Source organism: Photobacterium malacitanum (assembly GCF_900185615.1).
Classification (GTDB): domain Bacteria; phylum Pseudomonadota; class Gammaproteobacteria; order Enterobacterales; family Vibrionaceae; genus Photobacterium; species Photobacterium malacitanum.
Genome location: NZ_FYAK01000002.1, coordinates 78,687 through 93,613, shown reverse-complemented (window position 1 = coordinate 93,613; position 14,927 = coordinate 78,687). Strand labels below are relative to the sequence as shown.

The window sequence follows — 14,927 nt, the reverse complement described above, 5'->3', positions numbered from 1 at the left end:
CAACGCCACATCATTCAGTAGTAGATACCTCTTACTGAGTGATATGGCGATAAGAATCTATGCTGTAACTGTTACACGTTTAAAGTAGTTGTCTTAATTTATGTTCAACTAATGGATCGTTAGGAACAAGTTGCTGTGCCATTTCTAGCAGTTGAATCGCATCTTGTGGGTGATCATCTTGATGTTTGATCGCGATATCAATTAAGGGCTGTACGTCAATTTGAGCTTGATGCTCTTGTACATGCGCTTCTTTTTCATCGATAAGAATATTATGTGCGGTACTCAATAAACCAAGACGATGATCTGAATAAACATTAGCTTTATTGAGGCTATGGTAATACTCTTCTTTAAAACGTAATGTCTTGGTTTGTTGACGGAATTGCGCAATATCTATTTGCTGATGACGTATAAAATCCACTGCAACCTGCTTATAAAAACCAAATTTATTAAGATAAGTCGCATGAGTTCCATGCCCCATTCCAAATACACGTAAATGCGTCAACTGAGGGTAACGTTTAGCATGCAGACGATCTATATTATTGGTGGGATCATAAATGATGTAACCTTTGGCTTTGCCTAGATCAAGATCATGATAGTTACTTTCCCAATCAAACTGTTGTGCTAATTCAGTACTTGATCTGTCATCCCACGGAGCAATCGTTTGATTCTTGGTACTTACAGGATGAAACAATAATACTTGATCAAGTTGCAATAAGTTTGCAAACGCACCCACGGCAAAACCACCACGACTTAACCCATAACCTAATCGATATGTAAACGGTTCAAGTAAGGTTGATAATTGCTCAATAAAGAAAATTAAGTTACGACTACGAAACCAATTACTTTTACCTAAATGCTGAAAAGAAATAACATTAACTTGCTGTTTTTTAGCTAAACGATATCCCCATGGTGCAAAATCATCATGTAGATCTTGCTCCAAAATATTGGTTCCCGCAGGTGAAAAAGTAAATAGTAGTGGCTTATTAATATCAATAAACTCATACTTAACAAACACATCACCAACCAAGTCTCCTCCCGACATTGGTAGTTTTGCTTGTTGCTGCGACCGAGAGTGCGTTAGCCACTCATCTAACCAATACAATAATTTCATTTAGCCCACCTTTAAAAACAACCGCGAAAGTGTAACAAAGATCACACTCAAACGAAAACGTTGTTTAGATCACTAACCATTAGTTCTGTTAATAAATTCTATCGAAAATCTCCAATACCTTCTTATTTAAACAATTTGTTGACCTTCCCCATAGTGGAAGCTTTATGGTGTTACGCAAATAAAACATAACGAGATCACTATGAAAAAATCATCTATCGCAGTTCTTTTTTCGGCATTTCTTTCTACTACAGCTTTTGCAACTAACACTGTTGCCGATCATAGCCAACATATGCCAACAACAAATCTAGCCGCATCAAAAACAATGATGGATGATTCGATGGCTGCCATGTCAGGAATGCATTCTTTGAAATTAACAGGCGATCCAGATTTAGATTTTATTGCCGGTATGCTGCCTCATCATGAAGGGGCTATCGTGATGAGTGAGTCTATTCTACCGACACTGACTGATCCTGCTGTATATCAATTAGCTCTTGATATTATTACGTCACAAAAGGCTGAAGTGGCTTATATGAAGCAATGGTTAGCCTCTCATAAAGAGTTACCAGTTGCTCAACGTGATATGATGGCTAATTCAAAAGAGATGATGACTAAGTCGATGAAAATCATGCATAACATGATGGAAGTTAAACTAACAGGCAACCCTAATATTGATTTTATGGCGGGAATGCTACCTCACCATGAAGCTGCTGTCGAAATGGCTGAAGTCATCATGCCTTACTTAAAAGATCAGTCGACTAAAACCTTTGCGAAAGCCATTATTAAAGCACAACTTAAAGAAATTACATTTATGAAAACATGGCTAACAGCTCATGCTCCCGCGACGCAAAAAACAACAGCGACCAAATCAATGATGGGACATGATCACCATTAATAATCGTTAAATTTATTATTAATATCTAAAAAAATCCGGCTCATTTAAGCCGGATTTTTATCGATTAAGAATGTGTCACCTATCCATTAACGCTAGATCAAATTAACGCGTAAATCTATCAGCCCATTGCGGCCATAACACACTAAGATCCATATGCTTTTCGATGGTATCAGCTATACGATCAATACCTTGCTCACGAATATGATCAAAATCAGGCGTTTGTGTGGCTTCTAAACCCGCCCAATATAAAATTGCATCACATGCGGCTTGTTGTTCAAAAATACCGTGTAAGTAAGTGCCAAACACCTGATTATCACACCCTAACTGACCATCAGGGCCATCGGTTAATTGTAATGGCGCATTGGAACTGACACCTTGAGTTACACCTGCATGGATCTCATAACCTTTTACAGTAACAGGCGCTTGATTTGGCAGAGTTAGCGTGCCCTCTGTTTGTTGCAGGCATTTATTTTTCTCAATGGTTGTCGCAATAGATAAATAGCCTAAACCACGGCTTACTCCTGCTTCACCTTCAATAGCATATGGATCGGCAATGGTTTCACCTAACATTTGATAACCGCCACAAATCCCCATTACTTTGCCACCTAAACGTAAGTGACGCTGAATCTGCTTATCCCACCCTTGCTGGCGTAAAAAGGCTAAATCGCTACGAACACTTTTGGTACCTGGAATAATGATTAAATCTGCGGCAGGAAATGGCTGTCCTTTACCGACGAACTGTAAATTAACTTGAGGATGCATGCGCAGTGGATCAAAATCAGTATGATTACTTACTCGAGTAAGAACAGGCACAACCACTTTTAACTGATGATCTGCAGCTTCAACTTGCTGACAATTGATCGCATCTTCAGCCTCAAGCATTAAGCCATGTAAATACGGTAAGACACCTAATACGGGCTTACCTGTTTTTTGCTCTAGCCATTCTAAACCAGATTCAAGTAACTTGATGTCGCCACGAAAACGGTTGATTACAAAGCCTTTAACACGTGCTTGTTCCGATTCAGATAACAATGCCAACGTGCCATAGATATGCGCAAATACACCACCACGATCAATATCTGCAATAATAATCACGGGCACATCAGCTTTTTCAGCAAAGCCCATATTCGCAACATCATTGTCACGTAGATTAATTTCAGCAGGGCTACCCGCACCTTCAATAATAAGGGTTTGATACTGTTGTTGCAGCAACGTGAAAGATTCCATAATCGGTGCCATCACCACTTTCTTATAGTTGTGGTAACCAACAGCATTCATGTCAGCTAAAGCTTTACCCTGCACGATAACTTGTGCGCCAACATCAGTGTTAGGCTTGAGTAACACTGGATTCATATGCACACTCGGTTCAATACCACATGCTTGTGCTTGAACAGCCTGTGCTCGCCCTATCTCGCCACCGTCTTGGGTTACAGCACTGTTTAAGGCCATATTTTGTGATTTAAACGGAGCAACGTTAATTCCGCGGCGTGCCAATACACGGCATAATCCCGCCACCAGCACACTTTTACCAGCATCAGAGGTGGTGCCTTGTACCATTAGTGCGCGTGTTGTCGGTTGTAATGTATCCGTCATTTACTCATTCCATGTTAATAGTATTAAGCAGCGGTAATCACTGTTCGTCGGTACTTAATTAAGCATCCGTTATAAAAAGGCGTTTCAATTATCGCTAATATGATATAAATAGTTACCATTATCATTTTCTATTTATCCTTTTATGAATTATCTCCTTTTTCCCGTCATGTTGGTATGGTTATTACTTGCCATCAGTATTGGTTGTATATTAACCAAAAAATCCTATTGGCAACTGCCATTAATACTCACATTCATTGCTGCAATTGCATTTAATGTTCTGACACCCACCGGTGCTGCGATCATCGTCAGTGGCCTTGTTATTGCTTATTTTACTGCGCAACAACATAACAAACTGCTTATTTATATTGGCCATAGTGCCGTTATATTGTGGCTCATTGGCTTAGTGCTTCACCTCTATCCTGGCATCAATAACTTATTGGTACTTGATCAGGTTGCTAGCGGTCCACTAAGCCGTCCGTTTACGCTTTATTTCAACATTGATAAACCGATGCTTATTTTTGCACTACTGCTATTAGTGCCAAATATAGTCAGCAATAACCAATACAACTGGCGTTCTTTTTCACTCTCACGTTACCAAAAAAGTATTATCTGTGGTGGATTGATCACGTTACCGTTATTAGCATGGGCATTAAATCTGGTTCAGCCCGAATTAACACTGCCATCATGGTGGTGGATATTTGCGATGAATAATCTTATTTTTACTTGTGTTGCTGAAGAAGTGCTGTTTCGAGGTTATATTCAAGGCTTTTTATGCCAAAGATTAACACCATCAATTGCCATTATCATTGCTAGCATTTTATTTGGCTTAGCACACTTTAGCGGTGGCCCTTTGTTTATCATAATTGCAACATTAGCTGGCATACTTTATGGGCTAAGCTATTATTGGACTAGGAAGATAACGATCGCTATCGTGGTTCATTTTGCATTTAATTTACTACATTTAGTATTTTTTACTTACCCACTTCCATTGTAAACATGCAAATCTGAGTACCGTTCGATGTGATTTAATAATACAACGCAGGGATAAGGAGCAGGAGGACATGTCGAAATTATTGCTCATTGATGTTCTCAATAATCCACAAACATTACTCAAGATTGATGCTAAGCACAGTTATCAAGTTATTACCGAAGCTCGACATCTATCATTATTAGGTCAATTACGAGCGCGTTGCCAACTCGCACAAATTGAACAAGATCTGCCGCTTCACACACAACAACAATTAATGTCAGGCTTTCATAGCTATCAAAAACAACAGCAGCAACTGCTACTAGAACACCAGCATCTTACAGAACTGTTTCAAGGTGTGATTAGCAGTTGGCGTTATTTACGCGGTAGCGCATTACAATGGCTTGATAACGATATGTTTGCAGGAAGGGTCAAACATAATATTGATATTTATGTATCACCACAACATGTGGCTAACGTTGAAAAAACCCTTTTAAATAATGGCTGGCGCTATAAAAATATTGCTGACTATGAAGAAACCTTTTATCGCCGCTGGGCGCAACAAACCACGCCGCTTATTCACAAACAACGCCGAACTGAACTGGCAATTCACTTTCAATTATTACCCAAAACCTTGAGTAATAAACTTAACCCAGCTCCTCTGCTGCACCATCATATATCACCTCACGCCTGCGAGCCTGCAACACTATTATCACCCGATGCGATGGTACTTCACCAAGCCATAATGTTATTTAACCAAATAGATTATCAGTATGGATTACGTGATATTTATAGCCTATATTTGCAATTTATTTACTTTAGCCAACACCCTACTTTTTGGCATAATTTGATTCAACTCCAACAGCAAGTCGGTAACGATAATAGCCTCTATCTTGCGGTAAGTTTATGTCGTGATTTATTCAATTTATCGGTTCCTGAAACTGCACTCGCCTATTTTCAAGAACAAAAATCGCATCGCCTCTCTTATTGGATTTATAAGCAACGTTTTATTGATGCGTTTATTTATCAGTTTCCTTTACATCGTAATGCTGAATATCGAGACGCAGTAAAATCATTACGCTTTCGAGGTCGTTTAAAGCAGATGCCAATTTATTGTATTGTGCCTCATATCATTAAGCGATTAATTATTAACAGCATTCCACATGATGATGAAGAAGTCATTTACTAGCAGCATTAACCCAGTGAGGCATTGCACACTCACTAGGCTTAATATTCGTTTACACCGACAAAACTTTTGCTAAAAAATGCTGTAATTGTTCGGTCACAAATTGTGGTTGCTCTAAATTACTAATGTGTCCAGCGTCCGGAATAAGCACATATTCACTGCCATCAATCGCATCATGCATTAATTGCGCTTCCAGCGGTGGACGTGGGTTATCTTCCATGCCTGACATAATTAATGTTGGTAGTGTCAGTTGTTCTATATCATCAAAGGTATCACGACGACCAAACACCATTCGTCCCATCTCAGACACAGCAATAGCACGATCTCCTTGCAAACTTGATAAATAATCGCGGAAATTACTCACTAGTTGCGGATTATGAAGATGACCATCACGACGGAAAAATAATGGCGCAATCAAATCAATCAATGCTGCAGGTAACTGTTGCTGATCGCGTAACGTATCTAGCATCGCAAAATATTTCGCATGCAACACCTCAGGTTCATAGCCTAAGAATGTATCCATCAATACCAAAGCTGTCACGCGAGTAGGTGCTTTGAGCGCTAACTCTGCGCCCCACATACCGCCAACAGATAAACCAATCATCGCAAATTTTTCAATCTGCAAATGATCAAGTAAGGCCAATACATTATCAGCATAGTCACGTAAGGTACGCGTCGCCATCGGCGCACTATCAGAACCACCGTGAGCCCAAAAGTCAGGTACAATACAACGATAATGTTGGCTTAATACCTCGATTTGCGGTGCCCACATTGCACTATCCCATAAATAGCTATGACCAAAGACCAGAACAGGGCCTGTTCCTTGATCAAGGTAAGTCATTTGCTGACCATCAATAGCGAACGTTTGCATTGTAAGTATCCTTTCTTGGTTAACATTATTGATTAATACGGATGGATTATTGCACTGCGTTATTGCAACACATTATTATAACAACTATGCCATTGATGTAACTCGATACTTATTACGAATATGCGTAAGCCCTTGGCGATAAAATACCCAAGCGCATAGTCCAGCCGCGATATTACCGACCATTGCTCCGGTAAACAGCCCTGATAAACCCGCAAAATGGGCTCCAAGCCATAGCACAGGTAAATAACACACAAATAATCGCAACGCAGAGATCAGTAATGCACGCATTGGTAGTCCCATTGCATTGCAAACTGATACCATTAACATACAAATACCTAATGCGCCTAAACTAATAGGCACACGCGTTAAGTGAATCATCAAAATATGCTGTACTGAAGTGTCTGTGGTTAGTAGCTGTGTTAATGGCTGCGCACTCAAAAATAATACCGCAGCAATCGCAATTTGCCATGACAGTACAAACCGCACAGCTATCATGATTAATGCTTCAATGCTGGCGATATCTTTACGGCCCAGCAACCGCCCAACCATCGGTGGCATTGACATAGTGAGCGCAAGTACCACCACCAGCGAAAAGAACTCTAGTCGTGATCCCAGCGCCCAAGCAGCAACTGTCGCAGCACCAAAACCGGCCACTAATTTAGTCGCTAAAATCGCAGAAACTGGCGGTAATAATTGGCTCAACATCGCTGGAGCCATAATGTGAAGTAATTCATTAATGGCTTTATAAACCGCGAATCCTCGCCAGTCAAAACTCAACCATTGGCGTTTAATTAACAGCGGATAAACCACCAACATGCCAATACTGAATGACGTTATTGTTGCCCATGCTGCACCATTAATACCCATATTAAAAGTAAACATGAATAACGGATCTAAACCAATATTAAGTACACTAGTAATGACCATCATAATACCCGGAAGCAAGGTATTACCATTCGCGCGACAAATGCTATATGCAAAGTACACCATCGAGCCACACCAAGCACTCGCCAGCCATACAGGCCAATAACTATCAATTACAGCAAACACATTCGATGGTGCACCAAGCAACCATAATAATTGATGGCGACCAAACCAGATTGCAGCACACAGTGCCATAATCCCTAAATCACCAATAATGATCACCACACCACCGAGCTGACGCGCACGATGATGATCATTATTTCCCAACACCCGTGAAATTAATGCCGTGGTCGCAATGCCTAACCCAACCTGTAAACCAATAACCAGCATTTGCATTGGTAAGGTAAAGCCTTGCGCAGCTAAAGGTAGAACACCTAGTTGACCAATAAAGGCACTGTCGACTAATTGAAAACTCATCAATGACAAAACGCCAAATAGCATTGGCCATGTCATGGTGAACAGTTGATGGGCTAAGCCATGAGATTCGAAGTGAGTGGGTGTTTTTTGATTCATAATAGTAACTTAAATAAAACGTTTATATAAATATCTAGTGTCAAGCCACAACCTTGTACTCAATACCAATAAAAAATCCCCGCCATAGCGAGGATCAAAAGTAATCTTGAAGCGTTAATTAACGTATAACTAATTTTACTAAATCTGCAGGGCGATAATAAACCGATTTCAATACTTTTCCTGTTCGAATCAGTTTTCCATCAACATCAACATCTTGGGCACATTTAGCGATAATATAATCACCTTTCGTACTTGCCATTAATACGACGCCTTGCTTAGCATAAAAAGCTTCTGTTTCATCGTATTGCTGCTGACTACGACATACTTTACTCATATTGCTTGAATGCACTTCATTCCAACAATCAATAAAGCTAAAACCTAGACGCTCAGACATTTGCAATAAGATATCAATTAAGTAGCTGATACCAATATTATCATCAATTTTTTTATCACCTAAATGTACCAAGCGGCCCATTAATACATACACAGAATCAACAATCGCATCAGCTTGCTCAACTAAAGAGTCCGCTTCCGCCAATTCAGTCATTTCTTCAACGGCTAATGAGGTATGTAAGGCATCTGCTTGTGCATCAAGACTCGCTGGATTTTCAATGTCTAAATCAAAGGTGGAACGAAACTCTCGAATATCGCTGTAAAGGTGATCGAAAAGGGGTTGGTCTAGCGTAGAAAGCTTCATTCGAATATCCTTGTTTCAGGTTTAAAGGCAGGCGAGATTGTAACGTTGATAATCATACTGATGATCTCAACAAAATCACGCAACGGTCGACGATACTAATCCAATCCTCTACCAGATACAAAACCAATTACTGAAAAAGCGTTAGCTTGATGACAAAATAGACTTAACAGCTGTTAGGCAGCGCTAAAACATAACAATTGAGATATCATTATTCGAATTTAATCACTTGCGAATTAAAGTAAAGCCAATAAAATTTCTACAGTAACGCTTATAGCGAGATTATAACATGTATGTTGGAGAAGTGATGATTGCAGGTCACCGTGGCGCGCGCGCAGTCGCCCCTGAAAACACATTAATATCCATGAAAGCCGCAGCTGATGCTGGCGCAACATGGATTGAGACTGATACTCAGCTGTGTGATGATTTAATCCCTGTCATCATCCATGATAAAAGTGTTCGTCGTTGTACCAATGGTTCTGGAAGTGTGCGCCATAAAACACTCAATGAATTAAAACAATTAGACGCTGGAGGCTGGTTTGCAACTGAATTTGCAGGCGAAACAATTCCAACATTAACTGAGTTACTGCAAGCCTGTGACGATTACGGATTAAACCTTAATCTTGAAATCAAAGTCCATTATGAGGAAGAAGTCGAACTTCAAGTGCGTAAAACGATTGAGGCGATTAAAGATTATGGTTTCGATACTGAACGATTAATTCTTTCTAGCTTCTCCTATAACGCGGTAAAACACTGTTTACAACAATGGCCAGAAGTTCGCCGAGGACTGATCATTGAAGACTGGGTGCCAGATATTGCACGTTTAGATGAAAAGCTCGATCTCTACAGTATTCATTTGGATCATCATTTACTGAACCAAAACCTTGCACAAGAAATCACAGATGCAGGTAAAGTGCTTCAAATATGGACCATGAATGATCCTAAAAAAGTAGAGAAATTTACTCAATGGGGCGTCAGCACTATTATTAGTGATGATCCTGGGTTATTAATTTCAGCAACAAATAACCAATAACCACCGCCTAACATATTATTTGTGAGTCAATTAATTTAAATGATTGACTCGCTACAATACATCCTCCCGCCTGTTATTTATCCACTTTTAGTTCATCATTATTTAGCTATGATTTAGACTGCTATTATTAATATTTAAAATCGCGACCTTACATTTCAAAATAACACAAACAATTTGTTTTTGATCACATTAAAATGTAACTATATGTTTATTGGGAATATAAATTATTATCATTCTATTTATAACTCTCTTTTATTACACACAAAATCAGATAATTATGCTAGCAACAGTCGAACGACAACTTATTTGATATCTAGTGGAGTACACTATTCATGTCAGCTTATGACACCATCTGTATAATGGCAGCCATTGCTATCCTTATATCAATTATTAATCACCGTATCGGTAAGTTTCAGCCGACCATTGCCATCACAGGCTGGTCAATAGCAATATCATTTATTCTCTTAATATTGAGTAAATTAGGTTATATACCATTTAATGATGAACATGAACTGATTCAAATGGTACAAGGTGTAAAATTTGATGACTTCCTACTCAAAGGCGTGCTGGGTTTCCTCCTCTTTGGTGGCGCATTAAATATTCAATTACCTCACCTTCAAGATCAAAAGTTTGAAATATCATTTCTTGCGCTTGCAGGTACTGTTTTCTCAACCTTCTTTATTGGTACTGTGTTGTGGGTGCTATTTAAAATTTGCACCATTGATGTTGATTTTATCTATTGTTGTTTATTTGGCTCACTGATCTCACCGACCGATCCTATCGCGGTATTAGCCATTGTTAAAAAACTCAATGCACCTCAACGGATTTCGACCCAAATTGAAGGTGAATCATTATTTAATGACGGTGTTGGCTTAGTTATTTTCGTTACTTTGTTTGAAATTGCATTTAGCAAAACAGCTCCTACGGTATCAAGCACAGCGCTGCTGTTTATCCGTGAAGCATTAGGCGGTATTGCATTTGGTGCAGTACTTGGCGTGGTCTTCCATTTCTTAATTAAAACCTCGCATGACAATATGTTCCGCTTAATTTTAACCATTTTAATTCCAACATTTGGTTATGTGGTAAGTGAACATATTGAAGTTTCAGCACCGCTTGCGATGGTTGTTGCGGGTATTATTATTGGTAACTGGACCCGTAATACGATTTCAAAAGAAGCATCTCACCAGATTTCACATTTATGGGAACTGGCCGATGAAATTCTAAATGCGATTTTATTCTTGCTAATCGGCTTTATGATGATCACCTTTAGTTTCCACTTTATTGATATTGTGGCAGTGGTCATTGCAATACCATTAGTATTGCTAAGTCGTTATCTTACTATTAAATACTCTTATAAAGTCTTTAGCCGCCACCGCCGCTATAACCCCCTATCCGTTAAAATATTAACCTGGGGTGGATTACGTGGCGGATTGGCGCTAGCGATGGCAATGGCGATTCCAACCGGAATACCGATTGGGTTTAGCCCTGATATTGATGTTAAAGAAATCATTGTATTAATGACTTATGCCGTGGTTATATTCTCAATCATTGTCCAGGGTTCTACAATTACACCAATGATTTATCAAGCAAAAGCTGAACAAGAAAAAATGGATCAAGCTGCTGCTGGTAGCGTCTCAACCACAGAGCCATCAACATCTGATACCGTTAATCGTTAATCGTTAATCGTTAATCGTTAATCGTTAATCGTTAATCAGCATACTGGCCACCGCCAAAACGGTGGCCTTTTTATTGCTAGGTTATTCATATTGAGCGCAAATGTAATAAAAATGTTGACCACCACCAAATTAATCATATGATGATCATTACCTATTAATTATCTGTCATAACGCCTATGAGCAAGGATTGCACTCTCGTTGAATGGAGCAAAAATCGAATTTGGTATTGCACGATGCCATACCGGGTTGCGGGTGCGCCGATTGGCCATCGCATGACAATAGTTCGATTGAATAACGATAAACTGTTTATCCACTCTCCTATTGAGATTACCCCAACATTACAACAACAGATAAGCCAATTAGGTGACGTTGGTTACGTGGTCACACCCAATAAAAGTCATCACAGTTATCTATCTGATTGGTGGCTCACTTATCCTCAAGCCTACTTTTATGCACCGCCAGAACTCATTCATAAACGCAGTGATCTCACTTTTGATGATGCCCTTGGCAATACCACTCCCCGTCACTGGCAAGGTCAATTACTACAAACCGTCATTCGTGGCAGTGATACCATGGAGGAAATTGCTTTTTGTGATCCACTCTCAAAAACACTTATTTTAGGTGATGCTTTAGCATGGATGGTAGAAAGCCGTCACCCACTGACGTTCCTTATTGCGGTTATCAATGGTTGTTACTTTAAACCGGCAATGCCATGGTATTGGCGTATTACTTTTCAAAACCACACTCAACTACGGCAATCGATTCAAGAAATTCTCACTTGGCCTTTTGAGCGTATTATTCTGTCACATGGAAAAGTCATTGAGCATAATGCCAAAGCACATTTTTCTGCCGCATTCAGTTGGTTAATACCACATAAAATAAAGCTTACCACCACCAAAAAAGCATAAATAAGCCTATCTATTGGTTATTTAAATAGATAGGCCGCAATAGATATCAATTCATGTGCAAGATCAATATCGCCACTACTCTAAACGTGCATAGTAATTAAAGTAATGATAACAACACCCATAGCGATATTCATTATGCTCAATCGCTAGAGTTTAGGAGTTAATTAATGAACTTATTGAAACTTTATTCTCGTGATATTCTCGGTCTTAGCGTAGTTGGATTTTTTATCCTCAGTGTGCTTGGCATGATTTTTGGCACCATTGCATTATTTAATTATGTTAGTGGTGATACAGTATTAGCAACATCAAATGCTCAACTTGCCGTATCACATATTGCTTTTATTATTCCAGCACTGATCATCGGCCATTATATTAATCGCCCATCTTGGGTTGCTACGGTAGAAAAACTAAAATTTGCGCGAGAAATAAAATAACCCGCCACAAATATATTCACCGAAACTGATTAATATTATTTTTCTGCAAATTTCTGACGTAATAACGTTACCATTGCGCGCGTTTTTTCAGGCAAAAAACGCCGCGATGGGTAAACTAAGGTCATCATAATATCGGAGTAATTAATATCAGTTAACACTTGAACTAATTTCCCTTGCTGTAAAAACTCCCGCATTAAAATCGTCGGTAACAATCCTATTCCTTGCCCTAAACTTGCCATATGTTGAATCATATTAATATCTTCGGACACCAGTCGTATTTTGGACCCTTCAGGCAATAAGGTCGCATTATAGCTGCTGGTTAATAACCAATGTTGTTGCAACTCGGTCATATTTTTAGGCTCTGAGTGTTGTTGTAAATAAGTAGGTGATGCAAATAATCCATTGGTTGAGGTTAAGAATGTTTGCTGTACATAATCATGGTTAATAATTTCAACCATATTTGGCAATAACTGCAAATCAATATTTTCCCTTTCTAAATCAACACTTTTTTGCAAATAAACTAATTCCAATCTCACTAACGGGAATTGGCTAACATAAGTATTTAATACTTCAGCAAACATCGAAGATGAAATAAAAGAGGCTGTCGCCGCTAATCGTAATGTACCTTGTAAACTATTTTGCTGGCTCTCAAGTAAATTGATTGCGTGATTAACATCCGTTAATGGCTGGCTTATATGTTGATACAGTAAGCGCCCATTTTCAGTTAATTCTATGTGACGCGTGGTACGGATAAGTAGCTGACAATGAAGCGCTTTTTCTAATTCCTGCAACCGGCGACTGACTTTTGAGCGCTGTAATCCATGCATTGTCGCAGCGGCACTAATGCCACCATGCCTTACTGTTAGCATAAATAAATACAGGTCATCCATTGATGCTTTCATTAAAATATCCACTATTGTCCTATTTTTAGCACGTAAGTGTCACATTTGTTGCAGTATTTAATCAAGCTCAATATTTTTATACTGAATACTTGATCATGACTATCGGAATATTCCATGCCTAACTCTCATACCACTTTTCAACGTTGGATGCGTTGCCTTATTGTGCTTTTTATTCTACTAATGGCCTATATTGTTATTGCTGATAGATATGTTCCATTAACCACTGAAAGTCGTGTTCAAGGTTATGTTGTACAAATAGCACCTCAAATATCAGGAGCAATTACCCAAGTCGATATTAAAAATAACCAACCCGTATCCAAAGGCGAGTTGTTATTTCGTATTGATGATAAAAAGTATCGTTTAGCCGTTGATGAAGCGCAAGTTGCATTAGAGCAAGCTCACCAACAAGAACAAGGGTTATATGCGCAAGCCAATGTCGCTAAGGCCAATATTGCCACCAGCCAAGCTAATTATAATAATGCTCATCGTGACTTTATCCGTATAAATCAGTTAGCCAAAAAAAATCTTGTTTCAGCATCAATGCGTGACAATGCTTATGCAAAAAATGAAACCGCATTGGCTAACTTAGCAGCAGCAAAACAACAAGCGGTGGTAATCAATACTCAACTTGGGCCTCAATTAGGTCAAAGCACTATCGTATTAGCAGCAGAAAATGCCTTGGCGCAAGCAAAACTGAATTTAGCCCATACTGAAGTTATTGCTCCAAGTAATGGTGTTATCACCAACCTTCAAGTTGATATCGGTACTATGGCAAATGCTAATCAGCCGATGCTGACCTTCATTCCTACCGATTCAATGTGGGTAACCGCTGATTTTAGAGAAAAATCCATTGCTAACTTTGATGACCATTCAAAAGCTTATGTCGCTTATGATGCTTTACCCGGTCAAGTGTTTCCATTAACAGTTAATAATCGTGATTATGGTGTCGCAGCAGCTCAACAAATGGCTAATGGCCACCTTACACATATCGACACCAGTAACCGTTGGGTCCGTGATGCACAGCGAGTACGGGTTAATTTCATAAGCCAACAACCATTGCCGCCACAACTGTTTGTTGGCTCTCGTGCAACAGTGGTTGTCTACCCACAACATGATCCTATATGGCAATTGTTAGCCAAGATTGAAATCCATATCGCCAGTGCACTGCATTTTCTTTACTAATTCAACAATGCTATTAATTCGCTTGGTGATGGGCTTACGGA

The 14,927-nt window shown here is 39.2% G+C and carries 14 protein-coding genes; 8 read left to right on the top strand and 6 right to left on the bottom strand.

Going from position 1 to position 14,927, the window contains the following annotated elements; genetic code table 11:
- Positions 1-79: 79 nt before the first annotated feature.
- A complete protein-coding gene (locus tag PMAL9190_RS05565; protein WP_087844287.1) occupies positions 80-1,111 on the bottom strand; it encodes a cytosolic protein in 1,032 nt (343 codons plus the stop codon).
- Between the two features lie 199 nt (positions 1,112-1,310).
- On the opposite strand from PMAL9190_RS05565, the gene PMAL9190_RS05560 reads away from it, so the two are divergent.
- A complete protein-coding gene (locus PMAL9190_RS05560) occupies positions 1,311-2,003 on the top strand; it encodes a DUF305 domain-containing protein (RefSeq protein WP_087844286.1) in 693 nt (230 codons plus the stop codon).
- 102 nt (positions 2,004-2,105) lie between these two features.
- On the opposite strand, the gene PMAL9190_RS05555 is transcribed toward PMAL9190_RS05560, so the two are convergent.
- Positions 2,106-3,596, bottom strand: coding sequence for a cobyric acid synthase (locus PMAL9190_RS05555; protein WP_087844285.1), 1,491 nt, complete (start codon positions 3,594-3,596; stop codon positions 2,106-2,108).
- 142 nt (positions 3,597-3,738) lie between these two features.
- On the opposite strand from PMAL9190_RS05555, the gene PMAL9190_RS05550 reads away from it, so the two are divergent.
- Both PMAL9190_RS05550 and PMAL9190_RS05545 read left to right on the top strand, forming a co-directional pair.
- Positions 3,739-4,590 carry a CPBP family intramembrane glutamic endopeptidase gene (locus PMAL9190_RS05550; protein ID WP_087844284.1) on the top strand — a complete coding sequence of 284 codons (852 nt, stop codon included), beginning with the start codon at positions 3,739-3,741 and terminating at the stop codon, positions 4,588-4,590.
- A 67-nt stretch (positions 4,591-4,657) separates the two neighbouring features.
- Positions 4,658-5,752, top strand: coding sequence for a nucleotidyltransferase family protein (locus PMAL9190_RS05545; RefSeq protein ID WP_087844283.1), 1,095 nt, complete (start codon positions 4,658-4,660; stop codon positions 5,750-5,752).
- Positions 5,753-5,801: 49 nt separating this feature from the next.
- Here PMAL9190_RS05545 and PMAL9190_RS05540 read toward each other — a convergent pair whose 3' ends face one another.
- The 3 genes from PMAL9190_RS05540 to PMAL9190_RS05530 all read right to left on the bottom strand — a co-directional run bounded on the left by PMAL9190_RS05540 (position 5,802) and on the right by PMAL9190_RS05530 (position 8,754).
- Positions 5,802-6,620, bottom strand: a complete 819-nt coding sequence (locus PMAL9190_RS05540) for an alpha/beta fold hydrolase (protein ID WP_087844282.1) — start codon at positions 6,618-6,620, stop codon at positions 5,802-5,804.
- A gap of 84 nt (positions 6,621-6,704) precedes the next feature.
- Entirely contained in the window at positions 6,705-8,057 is a 1,353-nt protein-coding gene (locus tag PMAL9190_RS05535) for an MATE family efflux transporter (RefSeq protein ID WP_235004295.1), read from the bottom strand.
- Between the two features lie 118 nt (positions 8,058-8,175).
- Positions 8,176-8,754 (bottom strand): nucleoside triphosphate pyrophosphohydrolase family protein, encoded by a 579-nt coding sequence (locus tag PMAL9190_RS05530; RefSeq protein ID WP_065167235.1) that lies wholly within the window; start codon positions 8,752-8,754, stop codon positions 8,176-8,178.
- Between the two features lie 286 nt (positions 8,755-9,040).
- Between PMAL9190_RS05530 and PMAL9190_RS05525 the strand changes: the two genes are divergently transcribed.
- The 4 genes from PMAL9190_RS05525 to PMAL9190_RS05510 all read left to right on the top strand — a co-directional run bounded on the left by PMAL9190_RS05525 (position 9,041) and on the right by PMAL9190_RS05510 (position 12,802).
- Positions 9,041-9,784, top strand: coding sequence for a glycerophosphodiester phosphodiesterase family protein (locus PMAL9190_RS05525; RefSeq protein WP_235004294.1), 744 nt, complete (start codon positions 9,041-9,043; stop codon positions 9,782-9,784).
- Positions 9,785-10,116: 332 nt separating this feature from the next.
- Complete coding sequence (locus tag PMAL9190_RS05520; protein WP_087844280.1) at positions 10,117-11,460, top strand: cation:proton antiporter; 1,344 nt, start codon at positions 10,117-10,119, stop codon at positions 11,458-11,460.
- Between the two features lie 176 nt (positions 11,461-11,636).
- Positions 11,637-12,368: a DUF4336 domain-containing protein gene (locus PMAL9190_RS05515; protein WP_087844279.1), complete on the top strand. Its 732-nt coding sequence runs from the start codon at positions 11,637-11,639 to the stop codon at positions 12,366-12,368.
- Positions 12,369-12,535: 167 nt separating this feature from the next.
- The gene (locus PMAL9190_RS05510; protein WP_087844278.1) at positions 12,536-12,802 is read left to right on the top strand and encodes a hypothetical protein; all 267 of its coding nucleotides are present in this window, start codon (positions 12,536-12,538) and stop codon (positions 12,800-12,802) included.
- 35 nt (positions 12,803-12,837) lie between these two features.
- Here the strand turns inward: PMAL9190_RS05510 and PMAL9190_RS05505 are convergent, their stop codons facing one another.
- A complete protein-coding gene (locus PMAL9190_RS05505) occupies positions 12,838-13,704 on the bottom strand; it encodes a LysR family transcriptional regulator (RefSeq protein ID WP_087844277.1) in 867 nt (288 codons plus the stop codon).
- Between the two features lie 114 nt (positions 13,705-13,818).
- On the opposite strand from PMAL9190_RS05505, the gene PMAL9190_RS05500 reads away from it, so the two are divergent.
- Positions 13,819-14,886 carry an HlyD family secretion protein gene (locus PMAL9190_RS05500; RefSeq protein WP_087844276.1) on the top strand — a complete coding sequence of 356 codons (1,068 nt, stop codon included), beginning with the start codon at positions 13,819-13,821 and terminating at the stop codon, positions 14,884-14,886.
- Positions 14,887-14,927: the final 41 nt, after the last annotated feature.